This window comes from Pseudomonas sp. NPDC087639 (genome assembly GCF_044743385.1).
GTDB lineage: Bacteria > Pseudomonadota > Gammaproteobacteria > Pseudomonadales > Pseudomonadaceae > Aquipseudomonas.
The window spans coordinates 1-21561 of the sequence record NZ_JBIUWI010000076.1; the positions used below are offsets into that span (position 1 = coordinate 1).

Consider the following 21561-nt stretch of genomic DNA (forward strand, 5'->3'; position numbering starts at 1 on the left):
AAAAATATCGTCTGGTCATATCACACCTCGTCGCTGGGCGTAGATTACCGCCCTTTAGGGGTGTCCAGAATCATTAAGCCAGATCAGGTGAGGGGGAAGGATCGTGAGAGCAACACAAAAACAACAGATAAAACTCGAGCCTCGGCGACTACGCTGCCGGGTCGACGTTATCCAATGCTCTGTTCACCGCCAGTTCACCAAGCATCACCACTTGCGCGATCCCCAGCAACGTCTTGCGATGCGTGCCTTGCAGCAGCGCGGCGAAGTCGCCGAGCATGACACTGGCCGAGCCCAGGGACTCGCTGGCGTTGGCCAGCAGGGATTCGGTGTCGGCCTTCGGATTGACCTGGAACATCTGGTTCTGGACGTAGGGCGTGGCCATGATGGCGGCCGTGGGTTTGAGGTAGAAGTCGAGGGCGCGGTCGGCGGCTTCGTGGAGTTTGCGGGTGTCTTCGCAAACGTAGGGAGACGTTGTAGTGGCGTCCGCAGGAATGGTTTTTTCGGGCGGATTGGGTGTTGGCTTTTTCATGGTGTAACTCCGGTGTGGTGATGGAGCTGGCCCATTCGGTTCCAATCGAAGGGGTGGCAGCTGTACGCAGGTTGGAACCCGGGCCACCAAAAAACCCGACAGACTCGAAGTCTCCTGCGCACAGCCGCCATAACGGAGTGCACACCATCAAGGTGCGCAAGCATACGTCATGAAAGCCGATTTTGCGCTTTCGGGGGTTCCGGGGTTCCAATCCAGATCGCTGAATTGGCAGCGACGTTCACAGCCTAGAGAGCCGACGTCCGACGGACAACCTGAAAACATTGTGGGAAGGTTCTGCAATTTACCTACACACTTAAACATCACGAATTGAAATACCAACTGTAGCCCTCACCCACCGCGCTTACGGCAATCCCCCGCCACGGTGTATTTAATGGTGTTGAGCTGGCCTTTGGAGTCCTCATAAGTCATCGCCGCAGGCACTACCGCGCAAGCCACGGGCGAACGCACAACACTCACCACGTTCACCACATCCAGCTTCATCCCGTACGCGTACTCCTTGACCACCGGCGCTGCTTTACCCTGGTTGGCGGCGTACTCTTCCATGGCTTTGCCGTTGGCACTCAACGCCCTGTCAAACGTACGATCACCGCCGCCTTCAGCCAACACATTCAGCGACGTCGCCATCACCCCGGCGAACGCCATCCACTGGATCAACTTCATGTTTATTACCTCCATAAAAAAGCCCGGCATCGATGCGCGATGACGGGCTTGATCAAGTGCGACACACTTACAGGTCTTGGGTTTTTTCGTCTTTCTTATCGTTGACGACGACCGGATCGCGAGCCTGTTCCCGGGCGACGAACAGCTCTACAGAGCGGTCGTTGGCGGTCATCATTTTTTCGAAAGTGCGGTCACCGCCACCTTCGGCCATGGCCAGAGAAGACATCACCAGAGCGGCTGCAAAGGCACTGATTTTTACCAATTTCATGTTTGATTCCTCGTTTAAGTAGCTGACGGGATCAAGGTAACAATCCGAACCTATCGTGACGGTGGCGAGGGGATTACATATTCGTAATGTCAGCACACCAGAGAATTTGCAGGCCTGAAAAGTAATTTGTGGTGAGGGGATTTATCCCCTCACCACAGGGTTGTGTTCACACATCAGGTGGGGGTTGTAGCCACCATTAAGTGGGGACTGCGTCCTCATCCCGGCGATGGGCAATCTGATACAGCGCCGGCAAGATCAGCAGCGTGAGGATCGTTGAGGACAGAATCCCGCCGATCACCACCGTTGCCAATGGCCGCTGCACTTCCGCGCCAGTGCCGGTCGCCAGCGCCATCGGAATGAAACCGAGGGACGCCACCAACGCCGTCATCAACACCGGCCGCAGGCGAGTCAGCGCCCCAACATTGATCGCATCAGTGAGCGAACGTCCCTCCTCCCGCAGATTGCGGATGAACGCAATCATCACCAAGCCGTTGAGCACCGCCACCCCGGACAACGCGATAAACCCGACACCCGCCGAAATCGACAGCGGAATATCGCGCAGCCACAGCGCCATCACGCCCCCGGTCAGCGCAAACGGAATCCCGGTAAACACCAGCAAGCCGTCCTTCAAATTGTTGAACATCATGAACAACAACCCGAACACCAGCAGCAACGCCACCGGCACCACAATCTGCAAGCGCTTGGCCGCTGACTGCAGCTGCTCGAACTGCCCGCCCCAACTGGTCCAGTAACCGGCCGGCACCTGCACATCACGTTCGAGCACTTCGCCCGCCTCTTCAACGAATGAGCCGATGTCACGCCCACGCACGTTGGCGCTGACGATCACCAGGCGCTTGCCGTTTTCGCGGCTGATCTGATTCGGCCCCAGCACCAGATCAAGGCTGGCGACGTCTTGCAGTGCGATGAAGCCGATCTGATTGGCCGAGCCGTTCACGGCAGGTACCGGAATCAGCAGCGCCGACAAGCCTTCGATGTCCTTTCGCATGGCATCGGACAAACGCACGACCATGTCGAAGCGTCGGTCGCCCTCATACAACGTCCCGGCCTGACGCCCGCCCACGGCAACGGCAATCGTGTCTTGCACATCACCGACGTTGAGCCCATAACGCGCCGCCTTGTCGCGATCAATGTTGATGGTCAGCACCGGCAACCCGGTGGTCTGCTCGACTTTGACCTCGGACGCGCCGTTGACCTTCTGCATGGCCGCCGCGATTTTCGCAGCGGTGGCGTTGAGCACGTCCATGTCATCGCCAAACACCTTCACTGCCACGTCACTGCGCACGCCGGAGATCAGTTCGTTGAAGCGCAGTTGAATCGGCTGCGACAGCTCATAGTTGCTGCCCGGCAGAGTCGCGGCGGCGGCTTGCAGTTCGGTCATCAGGGTTTCGCGGGACTTGCCCGGGTCTGGCCATTGATCCTTGGGCTTGAGCATCACGTAGCTGTCGGAGATGTTCGGCGGCATTGGGTCGGAGGCGATTTCGGCAGTGCCGGTGCGGGCGAACACGCGCTCGACTTCCGGCATTTTGGCCAGAATCAGCGTTTCCAGGCGCTGCTGCATGTCCACCGATTGCGTCAGGCTGGTGCCCGGTACGCGCAAGGCTTGCAGGGCGAAATCACCTTCGCTGAGGCTCGGCACAAACTCGCTGCCCATGCGGCTGGTGAGCACACCACTGAGCACGATCACGCCCAACGCAGCGCCCACGGCCACCGCGCGATGGGACATGACCCAGGCCAGCGCCGGTGCATAAAGATTACGCGCGCCGCGCATGACTGCGCCCTCTTCTTCCTTGACCTTGCCAGTCACGAACAGCGCAATCGCCGCCGGGACAAAAGTCACCGACAACAGCATGGCACCGAGCAACGCGATGACCACGGTGAACGCCATCGGGTGGAACATTTTCCCTTCAACGCCGCTCAGGGCGAAGATCGGCAAGTACACGACCATGATGATCAACTGGCCGAAAATCAGCGGTCGCCGCGCCTCTTTGGCCGCCGCAAACACTTCTCTGAAACGCTCGGCCCGGGTCAACAAGCGCCCGTGATGTTGCTGGGCGTGAGCCAGTCGACGCAGGGTGTTTTCGACGATCACCACCGCGCCGTCGACGATGATGCCGAAGTCCAGCGCGCCGAGGCTCATCAGGTTGGCGCTGACCTTGTTGCTGAACATGCCGGTGAAGGTGAACAGCATCGACAGCGGAATCACCATCGCGGTAATCAGCGCGGCGCGGATGTTGCCGAGGAACAGGAACAGAATCGCGATCACCAGAATCGCGCCTTCGATGAGGTTCTTTTTCACCGTGGCGATGGCTTTGTCGACCAAGTGCGTGCGGTCATAAACCGGCACCGCAATCACACCTTGGGGCAAGGATTTGTTGATCTGTTCAAGCTTGCTGGCGACGGCTTGCGAGACGGTGCGGCTGTTCTCGCCGATCAGCATGAACACCGTGCCGAGCACCACTTCGCGACCGTTTTCCGTGGCCGCACCGCTGCGCAGTTCACGACCGATTTCCACGGTGGCGACGTTCTTGATGCGGATTGGCGTGCCGTCGACATTGGCCATGACGATGTTGGCGATGTCCTCGGTGCTCGCCACTTGTCCCGGCGCACGAATCAGCAACTGTTCGCCGCTGCGCTCGATGTAACCGGCGCCGACGTTGGCGTTGTTGCGCTCCAGCGCCGTGACCAGATCGGTGAGGGTCAGCTTGTACGCGGCCAGGCGTTTCGGGTCCGGCGCAATCTGGTATTCCTTGGCGAAGCCGCCGATGGTGTTGATCTCCGCCACACCCGGGACGTTGCGCAATTGTGGCTTGATGATCCAGTCCTGAATCACCCGCAGATCGGTCGGCGAGTAGGCCGTGCCGTCCTCCTTCAACGCACCTTCCTGCGCCTCGACCGTCCACAGGAAAATCTCGCCGAGACCGGTGGAAATCGGCCCCATGACCGCTTCCGCGCCTTCGGGCAATTGCTCCTTGGCGATCTGCAAGCGCTCGTTGACCAATTGGCGGGCGAAGAACAGGTCGGTGCCGTCCTTGAAGATCACCGTGACCTGCGACAGCCCCGAGCGCGACAGCGAACGGGTCTGCTCCAGTGCCGGCAAACCGGCCATGGCGGTTTCAATCGGGAAGGTGATGCGCTGCTCGGTTTCCAGCGGCGAGAACCCGGCGGCGCCGGTGTTGATTTGCACCTGGACGTTGGTGATGTCGGGCACGGCGTCGATCGGCAGTTTTTGATAACTGGCGATGCCGAGGCCGGCCATGAGCAGAACGGCGAGCAGCACGATGATGCGCTGCTCGATGGCAAACTGGATCAGGCGTTCGAACATGGGGACCTTCCAGAATTAATGACTGTGCTCGGCTGAGGCTTTGCCCAGTTCCGACTTGAGGACGAAGCTGCCGGCGCTGGCGACTTGCGCGCCCGCCTCCAGCCCTTGAGTGATTTCCACCTGCCCCGCCGCGCGACTGCCCAACTCCACCGCTTGCGCTTTGAAGCCGTCGTCGGTGCGCACGAACACCGTGGGTTTGTCCTCGACGGTCTGGATCGCGGTTTCCGGCACCGCGACTTGCGCCTGACGGCTGTCGGTGGCCACCAGCGCCGTGACGAACAGCCCCGGACGCCACGAACCCTGCGGGTTTTGCAGAGTGACGCGCACGGTTGCGGTGCGAGTCTGCTCGCCCAGCAGGCTGCCGACATAAGCCACGCTGCCGGTGACTTGGGCGTTCAGTTCCGGGGCGCTGACGGTGACTGCTTTGCCCACTTGCACCTTGTTCAAGTCCTTGGGTGACACGCCGAACGTCACCCACACCCGCGCCAAGTCCGAGAGCGTGAAAGCCGCCGTGGTTTCATCAACCACCTCCCCCGGCGTCAGGTGTTTTTCCACCACGACACCGTCGAACGGTGCACGCAGTTCATAGCGATTGCCGCCGGTAGCGACCACGCTGCCGCTGAGTACGCTGATTTTTTGCCGGGCGTTGCTGACGGCGATTTCGGCTTCTTCCAACGCTTGGCGCGCCTGAAGGAAATCCTGCTCGGCGGAGATCTTGTCTTGCCACAGCTTTTTCTCGCGCTCGTAAGTCGTGCGCGCCAAGGCCAAACGACGTTGCGCGGCGGCTTGCTCGCTGCGCTGATCGGAGATCTGCTGACTGGCGATCACTGCCAGCAACTGACCCTTTTTCACCGGTTGCCCGAGGTTGACCGCTACCGACTCGACCACGCCCGGCACGCGCGGCACCACGTGGGCGGTGCGGTCTTCGTCAAAGCGCACTTCGCCCGGGAACGGCAGGCCGAGGCTGATGTTCTGCGCCTGTGCCTGGGCCAGTTGAATGCCCGCCGCGGTGATCTGCTCGGCGCTCAACTCGATATGCCCTTCTTCAGCGTGGTCGCCGTCAGCGGCTGCGCCTTCTTCAGCGTGATCGGCATGTTCCGCTGCTTCATCGGCGTGGGCGTCGATGGACGCATTGCCCGGCCACATCGAGCCGATGCCGATGCCTAATGCCAAGATCGCCGCAGCAACCACAATCAGTTTTTTATCCATGGAAACTCCTCTGCGCCAAACCATCGCGCAGTGATCAAAAAGATGAAATTCAAGGGCTGACGGCGAGGTCGCCGAAGATCCGTTCGATGCGTACCCGGGCGTCGGTGGCTTCGCTGACGGCCTGGATGTATTGGCTGCGCGCACTGATCAGCGTGCGCTGGGCGTCGAGCACATCGAGGAAACCGAACTTGCCCATTTCAAAGCCACGCGTGGCGCTGTCCACCGCACTTTGCGCGGCGGGCAGGATGGTCTGGTTGAACGCGGTGACTTCACCGTTGGCGGTCTGCCATTGCGCCAGTGAAGTCTGGATTTCCGTGCGCAAACGCAGCTCGGTGGCATTGCGCAGGTCCCGCGCCTGATCGCTGCGCCGTGCGGCCGCGAGCACGTTGCCCTGATTGCGGTTGAACAGCGGAATCGGCATCGACAGCCCGACCACGTTGACCCGCTCGCGCTCGGTTTCGCTGTATTGGCTGCCGATGCTCACCGTCAGGTCGGGGATGCGCTGGGACTTTTCCAGGCCCAACGAGGCTTCGCGCTGATCGATCTGTAATTTGGCCAGACGCAGCTCGGCGGTTTCGTTAAGACGATCAAGCAAACGTGTGGGTGGCGGTACGGCGGCGAGGCTTTGCGTGGCGGCTTGCACGTTGACCGAAGTGGGCAACGGTGCGCCCATGACCTGCGCCAATTGTTGATAGGCGTTGGCCTGATCGCGTTCGGCGCGGCTCAGTTCCAGGCGCACTTCGGAGAGCTGCACTTGCGCGCGCGTGCCTTCAACGGGCGATGATTTGCCGGCCTCGATCCGCCCTAGCGCCACACGCAAACCGTGCTCGGCCAGTTGCAGCGACTGACGGGACAACTGCAAGCGCTGCTGCGCAGTCTGGGCGCTGTTGAACGCTTGAATCACATCGGCGCGCAATGTGTTGCGCTTGCGTTCAAGCTCGATGCCGGCGGCGTCCTGCGCGCGGCTGGCGACGTCAATGCGCGCGCCACGTTTGCCACCCAGTTCGATCGGCTGGCTGAGCATCACCGTGGTGGTGCGGGATTCGCGGCGGGTGTCCTCGGCCTCCCATGACACTTCGGGGTTGGGGATCAGGCCAGCCTGTTTGCGGTCACCCTCGGCGATGCCGATTTCCCATTGCGCGGCCGCCAGATCCGGGTTGCCGGCGAAGGCCGATTGCAGGGCTTGTTCGAGGGTCAGCGTCGAGGCTTGCGCAAGCCCCGCTGTGGTCAGCCATAAAACGCTGCTGGCCAGTACCCACCTTTTTTTCAGGCGTGATCGCGCCGTCAGTTCTATTAAACCGGGCAATGGAATGCTTCCTTTAATCAAGAATCTTCGATGGCGCCACGGTAGGGTTTTGAACTTATCGACAAGGTGACTGGAAGATTACAAATCCGTTATCCAGGGTTGCAGGAAGTTGTTTTGCACTAGCATGCGAAGTGCGACATTCAATTATGTAATACACGGAAACAAATACACCGAAGTTATCTGCCGAACAGCACTTGCCTGAAACGAGTTCTCATGAAGGGTGCCTTATCGCCCTGCGACAGGCTGCCGCAGTGGCTCTATTCAGGGCTTCATCGAGAGGTTTTTCGTTGACTCTGTAGCTACTACAGCCTTTACCTTGCACGCCTGCACGCAGAGAAATCTCTGTAGGAATATTTTTAGTCGTTAATAAAACCCGCCCGGAAGCCCTTACAAAAACAATAACTTTCCCGGCCACCCTTAATTAAATATCCATTAAATAAAAGTGGTGATAGATCATGCGAATCCTTGTCATCGAGGACGAGCTTAAAGCTGCCGAATACTTGCATCAGGGTTTGACCGAAAGTGGTTATATCGTCGACCACGCGGCCACCGGCGCCGATGGACTGCATCTGGCACAACAGCAGGCCTACGACCTGATTATTCTCGATGTGAATCTGCCGGAACTCGACGGCTGGGGCGTGCTGGAACAACTGCGCCGTACCCACGCCACGCGGGTGATGATGCTCACCGCACGCGGGCGTCTGGCCGACAAGATTCGCGGTCTCGATCTGGGCGCCGACGACTATCTGGTCAAGCCATTCGAGTTCCCCGAGTTGCTGGCACGGGTCCGTACACTGATGCGCCGCAGCGAAAACATCCCGGTGCCGCAGGTGCTGAAAGTCTCTGATCTGGAACTTGATCCCGGGCGCCATCGTGCGTTTCGTGGCGAGCAGCGCATTGACCTGACCACCAAGGAATTCGCCCTGCTGCATCTGTTGATGCGCCAGTCCGGCGAGGTGCTGACCCGCACGCAGATCATCTCGCTGGTGTGGGACATGAATTTCGACTGCGACACCAATGTGGTCGAGGTTTCGATCCGGCGGTTGCGGGCGAAGATCGACGACCCGTTCGACCACAAGTTGATCCACACCCTGCGCGGTGTCGGTTATGTGCTGGAGGCGCGCGAATGAAACCGGCCAGTCTGTCGATGCGCCTGGGTTTGACGGTGAGTATTCTCGGCGCGCTGCTGGTGGTGTTTCTGGCGATCCTGGCGTATTTCGCCCTGACCCATGAGCTCAATGCGCTTTCCAGAGACAGCTTGGAAAAGAAAGTGGAGCAAGTCGAACACAGCCTGTCGCTGTACGCCGATGCTGGTGAGATTCGCTCCAAACCGCATATCTTGCTCGATCAGGTGATGGGCCATGACAACCTCACGTTGACCATTTACGACCGCGCAAATCTGCGTACGCCGCTGCTGAAATCCGGCTCGGGACTGGCCGATCCACGGGTTGAATTGAAAGCGGTTCGGGCGACCACCGAGCAGTTGAGCTACAGCGATAGCACTGATGCTGAAGGCGCAAAATTTCTGACGGTGTCGAAGCTGATCCGCCTCAAGGATGGCAGCAGCGTACCGGTGTTGCTGTCGATGGATAACGCTCACGATCAGGCCTTGCTCAGTGCCTATCTGCGCTCGACGCTGATTGCCTTGCCGTTGTTGCTGATCTTCATTGGCCTGACTGCCTGGGGCGCGGTGCAGCGCGGGCTGGCGCCGATGCGCGAGTTTCGCAAAGTGGCGGCGATGGTCTCGACTCAGGATCTGGATCATCGGCTTTCAGTGGTGAACATGCCGCAGGAACTCAGCGAACTGGCGCAAGGCATCAACTTCATGCTGCATCGGCTCGATGCCGGGGTGCAGCAGTTGTCGCAGTTCTCGGATGATCTGGCCCATGAGCTGCGCACGCCGATCAACAATCTGATGGGCAAGGCGCAAGTCACACTGTCACGCGAACGCAGCGTGGATGAGTACAAGGATGTGCTGGTCTCCTGCACTGAAGAACTGGAGCGCGTGGCACGGATTGTTTCGGACATGCTGTTTTTGGCGCAGGTCAGTCATCCATCGGCACTGGCACCGTTTGAGTCGGTGGCGCTGGAGGTGGAAGCATTGAAGGTGGCGGAGATGTTTTCGCTGTCGGCGCAGGACAAGCAGATTCATTTGAACGTGCTTGGCAGTGCGTCGGTGATGGGCGATCGGTTGATGATTCAGCGAGCGATTTCCAATCTGCTGTCCAACGCGCTTCGGCATTGCCCGGCCGGGAAAACCGTGACGCTGCTGATCGAGCAAGGCGCGGCGCAGACGTCACTGCTGGTCAGTAATCCTGGCGCGGGGATCGAGGCGCAACATCTGCCGCATCTGTTTGATCGCTTCTACCGGGTCGACAGCAGCCGCTCGCGTTCGCAGGGCAGTACCGGGTTGGGGCTGGCGATTGTGCGTTCGATCATGAGCCTGCATCAGGGCGTGGCCGACGTGAAAAGCCTGCCCGGTGCGATGACCGTGTTCCGATTGGGTTTTCCTGCGGAGGCGTGAATGGCCCCATCGCTGGCAAGCCAGCTCCCACAGTGATCTACGGTGACTCCGGATTTTGTGAACACCACCGAAACCTGTGGGAGCTGGCTTGCCAGCGATAGCGGTGGGTCAGTCGATAGCGGTGGGTCAGTCGATAGCAATGTTGAATGCCTGAGCGGAAATCGAGCGTTTTGTGCGATTTTTTACCGAAACGCTCGCGTCCCCGCACAAACTCCGAAAGCTCTCGCTTTAACCTCCGTTTCGTCCTACAGCCAGCCTTGAGTGGATAGCTCTAAGGTGAGTGCCCAGGCAGGTCGAATATCGAAACGAGGCAAATAATGAAACGAGATGTCTTTTGTGAGTTGGTTGGGGGCGTCGATGCTTTGGCAGCCCGGCATCAAACTCATGTCACGCAACTCCCCTATCGGCGAAGCCCCAATGATCAACCCGTCATTTGCACGGAGATGGGCGTGATTTTGCAGCTCTAAAATATTCTGGCTATATTTGTCCAGAATACAGGAGTGAACTGATGATCATCGTTCCGCTGGCTGAAGCCAAAAACAATTTATCCAAACTCGTTGATGACGCCGCTGCCGGGCAAGTCATCACCATTGCCAAGCATGGTCGGGCGATGGCTCGCCTTGTTCCGGTAGGAAAACCCAGCACGCAGCGCATCGGTGCGATGAAGGGCAAACTGGTGCTGCCCCAGGATTTCGATTCACCAATACCCGATGACATGCTGGATGCCTTTGAAGGCACTCAAGCATGAGGCTGCTGCTCGACACGCACATTCTGCTCTGGACACTCACTGATGACGCCAGACTGTCCGGCAAAGCCAGAAAGCTGATTGAAAACGCTGCCGATATCTACATCAGTGCCGCCACCTTCTGGGAGATGGCTATCAAGGTTGGACTCGGAAAACTGAACGTTGATCTGGAAGAAATCCGCCAATATTGCCTCGATAGCGGATTTATCGAACTGCCGGTGACTTCCGAACATGCCATTGCTGTTAAGGATCTTGAGCACCACCACCGAGATCCTTTTGATCGCCTCATCGTGGCAACCGCAATGACCGAACCGATGAAACTGCTTACGGCTGATCCATTGGTTGCTCAGTACACAGATTTGGCTGTCCTGGTTTAACCCAATGCTCCCACAATGATCTGCGGTGACTTCGGATTTTGTGAACGACACAACACCTGTCGGAGTGAGCCTGCTCGCGATGACGGTAGATCAGCCACAAAAGAAAACGGCACCTTGCGGTGCCGTTCGCCTGTCACAGTTCAACTTTTACTTGCGCGCATCCGCCCACGATTTCAGCAGTTCGTTGTAGCTCACGGTCTCGCCCTTCGGCTTCTCGTTAGCCAGTTTCGGTTTCGGCGCGCCTGGCTGATCAAACCAGTATTGCGCGTCGCGTTCCGGGTTCATTTTCGGTGCGCAAGTGGCTTGGGCCTTGGAGCGTTCCAGTCGGGTCATGATCGCGTCCTGATCTTTCGCCAACCCATCCAGCGCCTGCTGCGGAGTTTTCTCGCCGCTCGCCGCTTCGGCGATGTGGCTCCACCACAGTTGTGCCAGACGTGGATAGTCCGGCACGTTGGTGCCGGTCGGGGTCCATTGCACGCGGGCCGGGCTGCGGTAGAACTCGACCAGACCACCGAGTTTCGGCGCCAGATCGGTCATCGCCTGCGAGTTGATGTCCGACTCACGAATCGGCGTCAGGCCGACGATGGTTTTCTTCAGCGACACGGTTTTCGAGGTGACGAACTGCGCGTACAGCCACGCCGCGAGTTTCTGTTTCTCAGGCGTGGATTTCATGAACGTCCACGAACCCACGTCCTGATAACCGAGCTTCATGCCCTCTTCCCAATACGGCCCGCGCGGCGACGGTGCCATGCGCCATTTCGGCGTGCCGTCGGCGTTGACCACCGGCAGGCCCGGTTTGGTCATGTCGGCGGTGAACGCGGTGTACCAGAAAATCTGTTGGGCAATGTTGCCCTGCGATGGCACCGGCCCCGACTCGGAGAAGGTCATGCCAGCCGCTTCAGGTGGCGCGTAGGCCTTGAGCCAATCGACGTATTTGGTCGTGGCAAACACTGCCGCCGGGCCGTTGGTGTCGCCGCCACGGGTCACGCTGGAGCCGACCGGGTGGCAATCCTCGACACGAATCCCCCACTCGTCCACCGGCAGACCGTTAGGCAGGCCCTTGTCGCCGCCACCGGCCATGGAGAACCAGGCATCGGTGAAGCGCCAGCCCAGCGACGGGTCTTTCTTGCCGTAGTCCATGTGCCCGTAAACACGTTTGCCGTCGATTTCCTTGACGTCTTCGCTGAAGAATTTGGCGATGTCTTCATAGGCTGACCAGTTCACCGGTACGCCCAATTCGTAGCCGTACTTTTCCTTGAACTTGGCTTTCAGATCCGCCCGTTCGAACCAGTCGGCGCGGAACCAGTACAGGTTGGCGAACTGCTGGTCGGGCAGTTGATAGATCTTGCCGTCCGGCGCAGTGGTGAACGAGATGCCGATGAAGTCCTTGAGGTCGAGGGTCGGCGAGGTGAAGTTCTTGCCTTCGTTGGCCATCAGATCAGTGATCGATTCGGTCTTGCCGTAGCGGAAGTGCGTACCGATCAGGTCCGAGTCGTTGACCCAGCCGTCATAGATATTCTTGTCGGACTGCATCACCGTCTGCATTTTTTCCACCACGTCGCCTTCTTGCAGCAAGTCGTGGGTGAGCTTGATCCCGGTGATTTCGCTGAAGGCCTTGGCCAGCACCTTGGACTCGTATTCGTGAGTGGTCAGGGTTTCCGAAACCACCTTGATGTTCATCCCGCGAAACGGCTCGGCGGCCTTGATGAACCACTTCAATTCTTCCAATTGCTGTTCAGCCGTCAGGGTCGACGGTTTGAATTCGCTGCCGATCCACTTTTTCGCGGCGTCTTCGTAGGCATCGGCCCAGGCAGACGCGCTCAAACCGCTGAGTGCCAGCATGGCTGCCAATGAAATGCTATGTCGCAGCTTATTGTTTTTGTCGAACATAGAGACCTCCTGTTTAAGTTGTGGAGCTGACTTTTTACACAAGCCCGCCGAGCGAACGTTGTAAAGAACCTAGCCCCAACGCATCACAGCCAACAGCCACACCAGGGACAACGCGGACGCGACCCAGATGCTCCAGTCGGTGGCGCCGATTACCAGCAGATGCAGGTAGGCGCTGCCGAGAAGACCGATAAACAAGCGATCGCCACGGGTGGTGGCAATCGGCAGAAAACCTCGCCGCAGGATGCTCGGCGAGCGCAGCTCCCACGTCGTCATCCCCGCCAGGATCAGGCCAATGACGATAAAGAATGCGGCTGTGGGTGTCGTCCAACTCATCCATTCCATCATCAGCTCCTCAGACCCGACCGAGGGCAAAGCCCTTGGCCACGTGGTTGCGAACAAACCAGATCACCAGCATGCCCGGCAGGATGGTCAACACCCCCGCCGCTGCCAGCACGCCCCAATCGATACCCGAAGCCGAGACGGTGCGGGTCATCACGGCGGCAATCGGCTTGGCGTTTACCGAGGTCAACGTGCGCGCCAGCAGCAATTCGACCCAGGAAAACATGAAGCAGAAAAACGCCGTGACGCCGATGCCGGAGCCGATCAACGGGATGAAAATCTTCACGAAGAACTTTGGAAAACTGTAGCCATCAATGTAGGCGGTTTCGTCGATTTCCTTCGGCACGCCAGACATGAAGCCTTCCAGAATCCACACCGCCAACGGCACGTTGAACAGGCAGTGCGCCAGCGCCACGGCGATGTGCGTGTCAAACAAGCCAATCGACGAATACAACTGAAAGAACGGCAACAGGAACACCGCCGGCGGCGCCATGCGGTTGGTCAGTAGCCAGAAGAACAGGTGCTTGTCGCCGAGAAAACGATAGCGCGAAAACGCATACGCCGCCGGCAACGCCACACTCAGGGAAATCACCGTGTTCAGGCTGACGTAGTACAGCGAGTTCAGATAACCGGTGTACCAGCTCGGATCAGTGAAGATCACCTTGTAGTTCGCCAGCGTGAAGTCCTGTGGGAAAAGCGTCAGGCCGCCGAGGATTTCAGTGTTGCTCTTGAAGGACATGTTCAGCAGCCAGTAGATCGGCACCAGCAGGAACAGGATGTAGACCAGCAACGGGATCAGCTTTCTCTTGCTCATGGCCGGGCCTCAGCGGTTGGCGTCGGAGTGCGTCATGGCGGTGTAGAACAGCCAGGACACCAACAGGATGATCAGGAAGTACACCAGCGAAAACGCCGCTGCCGGACCCAGGTCGAATTGCCCTACGGCCATTTGCGTCAACGTCTGACTCAAGAAGGTCGTGGCATTACCCGGCCCGCCGCCGGTGAGCACGAACGGCTCGGTGTAAATCATGAAACTGTCCATAAACCGCAGCATCACCGCGATCAGCAGCACGCTTTTCAACTTGGGCAACTGGATGTGGCGGAACACAGCCCAGGCCGAGGCCCGGTCGATCCGCGCGGCCTGGTAATACACGTCGGGAATCGCCCGTAACCCGGAGAAACACAACAGCGCCACCAGCGAAGTCCAGTGCCAGACGTCCATCACCAGCACCGTGACCCAGGCGTCCATGGTGTTGGCCGCATAGTTGTAGCTGATGCCCATGGCGTTGAGGCTCGAACCGAGCAAGCCGATATCGGCGCGGCCAAAGATCTGCCAGATGGTGCCTACCACGTTCCATGGAATCAGCAGCGGAATCGCCAGAATGATCAGCACCAGTGACGACCAGCGGCCCTTGGTCGGCATGGTCAGGGCGACGGCGATGCCCAGCGGGATTTCGATCAACAAGACGCAGGCCGAGTAGATGAACTGGCGCAGCAGCGAGTCGTGCAAACGCGGATCGAGCAGCACTTGCTTGTACCAGTCGGCACCGACGAAGTAGCGGCTGGACTGGTCGAAGATGTCCTGCACCGAATAGTTGACCACGGTCATCATCGGGATTACCGCACTGAACGCCACCAGCAGAAACACCGGCAACACCAGCCACCAGGCCTTGTTGTTCTGCACCTTGTTCATGGCTGCACCTCGTTTTCTTCAGGGGCTTCAAGCAGAAACTCGTCGGCATAGACCATCAGCCATTGCGCCGGAAAACTGATGTACGCAGTGCCCTGCGGCACTGGTTTGTCTTCGGCCAGGCGCACTTTCAGCGGCGCACCGTCGAGGTCCAGGGTCATGATCTTGTAGGTACCGAGGTCTTCGACGTGTACGACCCTGGCCTGCATCGCGTCGTCAAACGGCTCGTCCCACACATGAATGAATTCCGGGCGAATGCCGACCTTCAGATTTTTCCACTGGCCGTGTTCGATATGGCGCTGCAAGGCGTCGGACAACGGCAGGTGGGTCGAGGCGAAACCGACGCCGCCGGGTTGCGGCTGCACCTCGATCAGATTCATGCCGGGGCTGCCGATGAAGTAGCCGACAAAGGTATGACTCGGCCGCTCGAACAATTCCCGTGGCGTACCGAACTGGACGATCTGGCCGCCGTACATCACCGCGATTTTGTCGGCGAAAGTCGAGGCTTCCAGTTGATCGTGGGTCACGTAAACCATGGTGATGTTGAACTGCTCGTGGATCTGCTTGAGCTTGCGCCGCAGTTTCCACTTCAGGTGCGGATCGATCACTGTCAGCGGTTCATCGAAGAGGATCGCCGAGACGTCGTCACGCACCAGCCCACGGCCCATGGAGACTTTCTGTTTTTCGTCGGCGGTGAGGTTGCGGGCCTTTTTGCTCAGCAGGCTTTGCAGATCGAGCACCTCGGCGATTTCCTGCACCTTGCTGTGTACTTTCGCCTCGGCCATGCCCTGATTGCGCAGGGGAAACGCGAGGTTATCGAACACGGTCATGGTGTCGTAAACCACCGGAAACTGGAAAACCTGAGCAATGTTGCGCTTCTCCGGGGTCAGGTCGTTGACTGCTTTGCCGTCGAACAACACATGACCCTGCGAGGGGCTGAGCAGGCCGGAAATGATGTTGAGCAAGGTCGACTTGCCACAGCCAGACGGCCCGAGCAACGCATAGGCACCGCCCTGCTCCCAGACGTGATCCATCTCGCGAATCGCATAATCCTCCGCGCCGCTGGGGGTTTTACTGTAGCTGTGGGCGAGGTGTTGCAAACGGATTTCGGCCATCAGGCAACCCTCGCGACACGCAGGCTAGGTGCTTGCACCAGACGGCCCTGCGCATCGAAAACGAACAGTTTATGGGTCGGGATATAAATGCGGATCGGCGCATCGACGTCGTATTCGTGAACGCCGGGCAGGTGCAGCACCAGCAGAAAATGCTCGTTACGCACGTGCAGGAAGGTTTCCGAACCGCTGATCTCGGCGACTTCGACGGTCACTGCCAATTCCAGATCGTCGTCGTTGCTTGGCACCAGCGAGATATGGCTGGGGCGCACGCCGAAGCGGAACTCGCCCTCGCCCACCGGGCGCAGATCGACGTTCAACGGGAAGTGTACGAAGTTGGCAAAACTGACTTCGTTGCCGGCAATTCGCCCCGGCATCAGGTTGATCGGCGGCTCGGAGAACAACTCCGCCGCCAGCACGGTTTGCGGCTGGTGGTAAACCGAGGTCGAAGGGCCGCTCTGAATCACCCGACCTTCATGAAGAATCGTGGTAGTGCCGCCCAGCGCCAGCGCTTCGTTGGGCTCGGTGGTGGCGTAGATCGCAATGGTGTGGCGCAGCTTGAACAGCTCGCGCATTTCCTGACGCAGCTCTTCACGCAGTTTGTAGTCGAGGTTGACCAGCGGCTCATCGAACAGAATCAGCTCGGCATCCTTGACCAGCGCCCGGGCCATGGCCGTGCGTTGCTGCTGTCCGCCGGAGAGTTCCAGCGGATAGCGCTGCAGAAACTTCTCGATGCGCAGCATCTTCGCCGTTTCCTGCACCTTGCTGTGGATGATCTCTTTCGACACACCAGCCTGCCGTAGCGGCGAGGCGATGTTCTCGAACACGGTCATGGTCGGGTAGTTGATGAACTGCTGATAGACCATCGACACGTTGCGCAAACGCACCGGTCGTTGGGTGACGTCGACGCCGTTCATCAGGATGCGGCCGCTGTCGGGCTTGTCCAGCCCTGCCATCAGGCGCATCAGGCTGGTCTTGCCGGACAGGGTGCGCCCGAGCAAAACGTTGAAGGAACCGGGTTCGAATTTCAGGCACGCATCGTCGATCCAGGTCTGGCCTTCGACGGTACGGCAGACGTGCTCCAGGGTGAGTGACATGGCTCGGCCTTTTTATTATTGGAGTCAAGCGACCTGTGCACTGGAGCGACTTTCGTGCCAAAAATGGCAAGTGATTGATTTGTCTTGAAAATCGTTGAAAACGCGGCTAAACGGCGTTCAGAGCTGAACACATTTGAACAGTTGGGCGATTGACAATGAACAATAGTGAACAACACTCTATGAACGCTTTCGCGACCCGATTCCCTGTAGGAGCTGCCGAAGGCTGCGATCTCTTGATGTTGTTTTTTAACGATCAAAATCAAAAGATCGCAGCCTTCGGCAGCTCCTACAGGGGGCCTTATAACAATAATAAGAATGCCCTTCAGAGGCTGACCGCCATGGCCGCACCTGCCCCGCCGCTGTCCCACGACGCGATCATCCAGAGTTCCTGGCAACGTTGCCGTGCGTTCGGTCTCGATCACCAAAGCACCCCGGCCTTCGACCAATTGCCCGCCGCCGGCATTGCGCAATTGCTCGACAGCCAGCACTCGCTGGTGCAGACCACCCATCAGGAGGTGCTGCCCTACTACGAAAACATCCTCAGTAATTCCAATTGCCTGATCATGCTCGCCGACCATCAGGGCCAGGTGCTGACGTCGTGGGGCACGCAACGGTTTATCGAGCCGAATCTGGCGCGGGGCTTTCAACCCGGCGCGAGCTGGATGGAGCGCTGCAGCGGCACCAATGCGATCGGCACTGCACTGGCCTGTGAGCAGGCGGTACACATTGAACACGACGAGCATTTCCTCAAGGCGAACCGCTTCATGACCGGTTCCGCCGCACCGATTTTCGACGCCGAGCGCAAAGTCATCGCGGTGCTCGATGTGTCCAGCGACAGCTACCTGCCGCCCTCCCACACCTTGGGCATGGTCAAGATGATGAGCCAGACCGTGGAGAACCGACTGATCCTCAACCTGTTCCACGGCCAGCACTTTCAATTGACCTTCAACACCGGGTTGAACAACCTCGACAGCCAATGGGCCGGCTTGCTGATTTTCGATGAGAGCGGTCAGGTGCTGTCGGCCAATCGCCGGGCGGACAATCTGTTGGGCGTGCGCTTGTCGCAGGTCAGCGTTGAAAGCCTGTTCAAGGTGTCGCTGCTGGAGTTGATCAATCAGCCGGACGGTTTGCCGTTCGCCTTGCAGACCTCCGGACGTAACCGCTTTCAGTGCTTGTTGAAGCGGCCGAAACAGGCACCAATTCAGGCGCGGGTGTTTGCGACTGAACCTAAACCCGTCGTTTCAACGACGATCAGTCTCAACACTCTGCACTTTGGCGACAGTCGGGTGGAAAAAGCCGTGCGCCAGGCTGAGCGTCTGCTGGAAAAAGACATTCCGTTGCTGATCCACGGCGAAACCGGGGTCGGCAAAGAGGTGTTCGTCAAAGCCTTGCATCAGGCCAGTTCGCGCAGCAAACAGGCTTTCATCGCCGTCAACTGTGCGGCGATCCCCGCTGAACTGGTGGAGTCCGAACTGTTCGGTTACGAGAAAGGCGCGTTCACCGGTGCTAATCAGAAAGGCAGCATCGGCCTGATTCGCAAGGCCGACAAAGGCACGCTGTTCCTCGATGAAATCGGCGACATGCCGTTGCCGACCCAGGCGCGGTTGTTGCGGGTTTTGCAGGAGCGCTGTGTGCAACCGGTGGGCAGCAGCGAGTTGTTCCCGGTGGATCTGCGGATCATCTCGGCGACCAACCGCTCGCTGCGGGAACAGGTGCAATTGGGGCGGTTTCGTGAGGATTTGTATTACCGCATCGGTGGGCTGACATTGGAGCTGCCACCGTTACGCGAGCGCAGTGACAAAGAGGCGTTGTTCAAACGGCTGTGGGAACAGCATCGCGAGCCGACGCAATGGGCGGGTTTGAGCCGCGAAGTGTTGGAACTGTTCGACAAGCATCCGTGGCCGGGGAATTTGCGTCAGGTCAGCAGCGTGATGCAGGTGGCACTGGCAATGGCTGAGGAGCAACCGGTGCGGCCGGAGCATTTGCCGGATGATTTCTTTGTCGATCTGGAGATGGAGCCGGTTGAGAGCGCGCAGCCACTGGGGTTGGATTTGAATGACGTTGAAGCGCTGAACCGGGAGTTGAAGGCTGCGGGGGGGAATATTTCGCACTTGGCGCGGCGGTTGGGGGTTAGTCGCAATACGCTTTACAAGCGGTTGCGGCAGATGGGGGATTGAGAGGATGGCCCTTGCCCCTCACCCCAGCCCTCTCCCCTTGGGAGAGGGGGCTGACCGAGGTGTCTGGCGTGGTACATCGACCTGAAAAATCGTGTCGATTATGGATTCAGTACACCTCGTTCAGGTCGGCGTATCTCTTGAGCATCCCCCAAACAGTCCCCTCTCCTGGGGGAGAGGGTTAGGGTGAGGGCGAAAAGGCCGGCTCAACATGCGTAGCAGAAGCAGCACCCAATGTACGCAGTCCAACCAGCACAACCACCATCATCATCACCCCGGCACCAATCGCCACGCCGAACCCTGCTCGCGCGCCGAACGCATCAATCACCAACCCCGCCAGCATGCCTCCCAGCGCTACGCCGATGCTGATGCCAGTGGTCATCCACGTCAGCCCTTCTGTCATCCTGGACGCAGGGATGATGATCGTCCCCAGCTTCATGACCACGACCATCGTTGGCGCAAACGATATGCCAGCGATAAACAGCATCACTGACAGGACATAAACATCTGTTGAGAAAACCGGCAGTACGCCGGTAACGGCCGTGACCAAAATGCCGATGAAGAACTGTTTTTCGATCGGCAGGGAAACCCGCATTGCACCGAAGGTCAGGCCCGCCACCAGAGAGCCGAGCGCATAGGCGGCGAGGATGAACGTGGCGGACGCTGGCCAGCCTTGTGCATTGGCGAACGCCACAACGGCGACATCGATTGCTCCGCCAATGACCCCCATCGCCATCAGCGCCAGCACGATGGTGCGAACGCCGGGAATCAGCAAGGTAGAACCGGTGTGGCTCTTGTGGCCCAAGACCACTTTCGGTTCGGTCTGGCGCTGCAACAGAAACGCCGTCACCCCGATGGCCAGCAGCGCCACTGCGACAAGCGGCCCGGCTTCGGCGAAAAAGCTCACGCTCAAACCGATCGCCAGTGGCGGACCGATGATGTAAGCCAGTTCGGTCAGCACCGTATCCAGGGAGAACGCCGTATGCAGCTGAGGCTTGCCACGGAACAACTGCGTCCAGCGTGCCCTGATCATGGACGGCATGCTCGGCATCGTCCCCGCCAGTGCAGCGAGCACAAAAAACAATGCGGCGGGAGCTCTCATGTAGACGGCGAAGATCAGCGCCAGCAACATCACAACGCTGAAAGCCGTGACGATGGGCAGCACTCGACTCTGACCATGCCGATCAACGAGTTTCGAGATGCGCGGGCCGAGCAGTGCATTGGCCAGGGTAAACGTACCGGCGACTGCGCCGGCCAGCCAGTACACGCCTGTTTGCTGTACCAACATGGTGATGATGCCGATGCCGATCATTGCCTGCGGTAATCGGGCAATAGAGCTCGCGAGCACTAACCCGGTGGCGCCTGGGGTTGTCAGCAGTTCGCGATAGTGATTAGCCATGATTTCTCCCTCTATTCGTCGCTGAGCAGCATCCCGCTGCCGCGTCAGACATCAAGACCTAGGCGGACACCAAAAGCAACAGCAAAAAGATCCCCTCACCCCAGCCCTCTCCCGGAGGGAGAGGGCTGGGGTGAGGTGTCTGGCGTTGTACATCGACCTGAGAGATTGCGTGGATTATGGATTCGGAGAAAACCTTTCAGGTCGGCGTATTTCTTGAATATCCCCCATTCAGTCCCCTCTCCCTCCGGGAGAGGGTCAGGGTGAGGGGCTCTTCTTCGCAGCCAAACAAAAACCCGCACTAGGCGGGTTTTGTTTTAAAGCAGATCAGACGATCAGTCAGCCAGACGCCAGGTCGTGCCGCCCTTGCCATCTTCCAGCACCACGCCCATGGCGGTGAGCTGGTCGCGGATACGGTCGGACTCAGCCCAGTCCTTACCGGCCCGTGCCGCCAGACGCGCCGCAATCAGCGCATCGATTTCAGCCGCATCGACACGCCCTTCAGCGCCCGCCTGCAAGAAATCATCGGCCTCAAGCTGCAACACGCCCAGCACACTGGCCAGTTCTTTCAGACGCGCCGCCAGACCGGCCGCTGCATTGAGATCGCTCTCACGCAGACGGTTGATCTCACGCACCATCTCGAACAGCACCGCGCAGGCTTCCGGCGTACCGAAGTCGTCGTTCATCACCGAGGTGAAACGCTCGACGAACGCTTCGCCGCCGGCCGGCGCCACAGTCGGCAGGCCTTTCAACGCGTGGTAGAAACGCTCGAGGGCGCCTTTGGCGTCCTTGAGGTTGTCTTCCGAGTAGTTGATCGCGCTGCGGTAGTGGCTCGACACCAGCAGGTAACGCACGACTTCCGGGTGGTACTTGTCGAGCACGTC

General features: G+C 59.0%; 19 protein-coding genes. 5 read left to right on the top strand and 14 right to left on the bottom strand.

All coding sequences use genetic code 11. The features are described from left to right. Positions 1-148 precede the first annotated feature (148 nt). From ACIOVB_RS23660 to ACIOVB_RS23685, 6 genes are all read right to left on the bottom strand, one after another. Complete coding sequence (locus ACIOVB_RS23660; RefSeq protein WP_401271828.1) at positions 149-529, bottom strand: DUF6124 family protein; 381 nt, start codon at positions 527-529, stop codon at positions 149-151. A gap of 348 nt (positions 530-877) precedes the next feature. Next, positions 878-1210, bottom strand: coding sequence for a DUF2790 domain-containing protein (locus ACIOVB_RS23665; protein WP_401271829.1), 333 nt, complete (start codon positions 1208-1210; stop codon positions 878-880). Positions 1211-1277: 67 nt separating this feature from the next. Continuing rightward, positions 1278-1478 carry a co-regulatory protein PtrA N-terminal domain-containing protein gene (locus tag ACIOVB_RS23670; RefSeq protein WP_187678490.1) on the bottom strand — a complete coding sequence of 67 codons (201 nt, stop codon included), beginning with the start codon at positions 1476-1478 and terminating at the stop codon, positions 1278-1280. Between the two features lie 196 nt (positions 1479-1674). Then, the gene (locus ACIOVB_RS23675) at positions 1675-4821 is read right to left on the bottom strand and encodes a CusA/CzcA family heavy metal efflux RND transporter (protein WP_401271830.1); all 3147 of its coding nucleotides are present in this window, start codon (positions 4819-4821) and stop codon (positions 1675-1677) included. 15 nt (positions 4822-4836) lie between these two features. After that, positions 4837-6030: an efflux RND transporter periplasmic adaptor subunit gene (locus tag ACIOVB_RS23680; RefSeq protein WP_401271831.1), complete on the bottom strand. Its 1194-nt coding sequence runs from the start codon at positions 6028-6030 to the stop codon at positions 4837-4839. A gap of 49 nt (positions 6031-6079) precedes the next feature. Continuing rightward, positions 6080-7336, bottom strand: coding sequence for a TolC family protein (locus ACIOVB_RS23685; protein ID WP_401271832.1), 1257 nt, complete (start codon positions 7334-7336; stop codon positions 6080-6082). Between the two features lie 455 nt (positions 7337-7791). On the opposite strand from ACIOVB_RS23685, the gene ACIOVB_RS23690 reads away from it, so the two are divergent. The 4 genes from ACIOVB_RS23690 to ACIOVB_RS23705 all read left to right on the top strand — a co-directional run bounded on the left by ACIOVB_RS23690 (position 7792) and on the right by ACIOVB_RS23705 (position 10982). Beyond that, positions 7792-8466, top strand: a complete 675-nt coding sequence (locus tag ACIOVB_RS23690; protein ID WP_187681019.1) for a heavy metal response regulator transcription factor — start codon at positions 7792-7794, stop codon at positions 8464-8466. Continuing rightward, positions 8463-9860 (top strand): heavy metal sensor histidine kinase, encoded by a 1398-nt coding sequence (locus tag ACIOVB_RS23695; RefSeq protein WP_401271833.1) that lies wholly within the window; start codon positions 8463-8465, stop codon positions 9858-9860. The genes ACIOVB_RS23690 and ACIOVB_RS23695 overlap by 4 nt, the downstream gene beginning before the upstream one ends. Positions 9861-10368: 508 nt before the next feature. After that, positions 10369-10608 carry a type II toxin-antitoxin system Phd/YefM family antitoxin gene (locus ACIOVB_RS23700; RefSeq protein WP_401271834.1) on the top strand — a complete coding sequence of 80 codons (240 nt, stop codon included), beginning with the start codon at positions 10369-10371 and terminating at the stop codon, positions 10606-10608. Further along, on the top strand, positions 10605-10982 hold the full coding sequence (locus ACIOVB_RS23705) for a type II toxin-antitoxin system VapC family toxin (RefSeq protein ID WP_401271835.1): 378 nt from the start codon (positions 10605-10607) through the stop codon (positions 10980-10982). Before ACIOVB_RS23700 ends, ACIOVB_RS23705 begins: the two co-directional genes overlap by 4 nt. A gap of 147 nt (positions 10983-11129) precedes the next feature. Here the strand turns inward: ACIOVB_RS23705 and ACIOVB_RS23710 are convergent, their stop codons facing one another. The 6 genes from ACIOVB_RS23710 to ACIOVB_RS23735 all read right to left on the bottom strand — a co-directional run bounded on the left by ACIOVB_RS23710 (position 11130) and on the right by ACIOVB_RS23735 (position 17107). Continuing rightward, a complete protein-coding gene (locus tag ACIOVB_RS23710) occupies positions 11130-12872 on the bottom strand; it encodes an ABC transporter substrate-binding protein (protein WP_187681021.1) in 1743 nt (580 codons plus the stop codon). Positions 12873-12941: 69 nt separating this feature from the next. After that, the gene (locus ACIOVB_RS23715; RefSeq protein WP_095189651.1) at positions 12942-13214 is read right to left on the bottom strand and encodes a DUF2160 domain-containing protein; all 273 of its coding nucleotides are present in this window, start codon (positions 13212-13214) and stop codon (positions 12942-12944) included. A gap of 10 nt (positions 13215-13224) precedes the next feature. Then, positions 13225-14025, bottom strand: a complete 801-nt coding sequence (locus ACIOVB_RS23720) for a carbohydrate ABC transporter permease (RefSeq protein WP_003192012.1) — start codon at positions 14023-14025, stop codon at positions 13225-13227. Between the two features lie 9 nt (positions 14026-14034). Further along, positions 14035-14901, bottom strand: coding sequence for a carbohydrate ABC transporter permease (locus ACIOVB_RS23725; RefSeq protein WP_095189650.1), 867 nt, complete (start codon positions 14899-14901; stop codon positions 14035-14037). Further along, on the bottom strand, positions 14898-16013 hold the full coding sequence (locus ACIOVB_RS23730) for an ABC transporter ATP-binding protein (RefSeq protein WP_103305292.1): 1116 nt from the start codon (positions 16011-16013) through the stop codon (positions 14898-14900). The genes ACIOVB_RS23725 and ACIOVB_RS23730 overlap by 4 nt, the downstream gene beginning before the upstream one ends. Next, positions 16013-17107: an ABC transporter ATP-binding protein gene (locus ACIOVB_RS23735; protein WP_187681023.1), complete on the bottom strand. Its 1095-nt coding sequence runs from the start codon at positions 17105-17107 to the stop codon at positions 16013-16015. The genes ACIOVB_RS23730 and ACIOVB_RS23735 overlap by 1 nt, the downstream gene beginning before the upstream one ends. Before the next feature lie 338 nt (positions 17108-17445). On the opposite strand from ACIOVB_RS23735, the gene ACIOVB_RS23740 reads away from it, so the two are divergent. Next, a complete protein-coding gene (locus tag ACIOVB_RS23740; protein ID WP_401271836.1) occupies positions 17446-19284 on the top strand; it encodes a sigma-54-dependent Fis family transcriptional regulator in 1839 nt (612 codons plus the stop codon). Positions 19285-19462: 178 nt separating this feature from the next. Here the strand turns inward: ACIOVB_RS23740 and ACIOVB_RS23745 are convergent, their stop codons facing one another. Beyond that, a complete protein-coding gene (locus ACIOVB_RS23745) occupies positions 19463-20680 on the bottom strand; it encodes an MFS transporter (protein ID WP_401271837.1) in 1218 nt (405 codons plus the stop codon). 332 nt (positions 20681-21012) lie between these two features. Next, positions 21013-21561 (bottom strand): DALR domain-containing protein (locus ACIOVB_RS23750; protein WP_401271838.1); only part of this gene is annotated, 549 nt, incomplete at its 5' end.

Excerpts from the sequence above, each read along its gene's own strand:
- ACIOVB_RS23660 (WP_401271828.1), bottom strand. The coding sequence starts at position 529 with ATGAAAAAGCCAACACCCAATCCGCCCGAAAAAACCATTCCTGCGGAC.
- ACIOVB_RS23665 (WP_401271829.1), bottom strand. The coding sequence starts at position 1,210 with ATGAAGTTGATCCAGTGGATGGCGTTCGCCGGGGTGATGGCGACGTCG.
- ACIOVB_RS23670 (WP_187678490.1), bottom strand. The coding sequence starts at position 1,478 with ATGAAATTGGTAAAAATCAGTGCCTTTGCAGCCGCTCTGGTGATGTCT.
- ACIOVB_RS23675 (WP_401271830.1), bottom strand. The coding sequence starts at position 4,821 with ATGTTCGAACGCCTGATCCAGTTTGCCATCGAGCAGCGCATCATCGTG.
- ACIOVB_RS23680 (WP_401271831.1), bottom strand. The coding sequence starts at position 6,030 with ATGGATAAAAAACTGATTGTGGTTGCTGCGGCGATCTTGGCATTAGGC.
- ACIOVB_RS23690 (WP_187681019.1), top strand. The coding sequence starts at position 7,792 with ATGCGAATCCTTGTCATCGAGGACGAGCTTAAAGCTGCCGAATACTTG.
- ACIOVB_RS23695 (WP_401271833.1), top strand. The coding sequence starts at position 8,463 with ATGAAACCGGCCAGTCTGTCGATGCGCCTGGGTTTGACGGTGAGTATT.
- ACIOVB_RS23700 (WP_401271834.1), top strand. The coding sequence starts at position 10,369 with ATGATCATCGTTCCGCTGGCTGAAGCCAAAAACAATTTATCCAAACTC.
- ACIOVB_RS23705 (WP_401271835.1), top strand. The coding sequence starts at position 10,605 with ATGAGGCTGCTGCTCGACACGCACATTCTGCTCTGGACACTCACTGAT.
- ACIOVB_RS23710 (WP_187681021.1), bottom strand. The coding sequence starts at position 12,872 with ATGTTCGACAAAAACAATAAGCTGCGACATAGCATTTCATTGGCAGCC.
- ACIOVB_RS23715 (WP_095189651.1), bottom strand. The coding sequence starts at position 13,214 with ATGGAATGGATGAGTTGGACGACACCCACAGCCGCATTCTTTATCGTC.
- ACIOVB_RS23720 (WP_003192012.1), bottom strand. The coding sequence starts at position 14,025 with ATGAGCAAGAGAAAGCTGATCCCGTTGCTGGTCTACATCCTGTTCCTG.
- ACIOVB_RS23725 (WP_095189650.1), bottom strand. The coding sequence starts at position 14,901 with ATGAACAAGGTGCAGAACAACAAGGCCTGGTGGCTGGTGTTGCCGGTG.
- ACIOVB_RS23730 (WP_103305292.1), bottom strand. The coding sequence starts at position 16,013 with ATGGCCGAAATCCGTTTGCAACACCTCGCCCACAGCTACAGTAAAACC.
- ACIOVB_RS23735 (WP_187681023.1), bottom strand. The coding sequence starts at position 17,107 with ATGTCACTCACCCTGGAGCACGTCTGCCGTACCGTCGAAGGCCAGACC.
- ACIOVB_RS23740 (WP_401271836.1), top strand. The coding sequence starts at position 17,446 with ATGGCCGCACCTGCCCCGCCGCTGTCCCACGACGCGATCATCCAGAGT.
- ACIOVB_RS23745 (WP_401271837.1), bottom strand. The coding sequence starts at position 20,680 with ATGGCTAATCACTATCGCGAACTGCTGACAACCCCAGGCGCCACCGGG.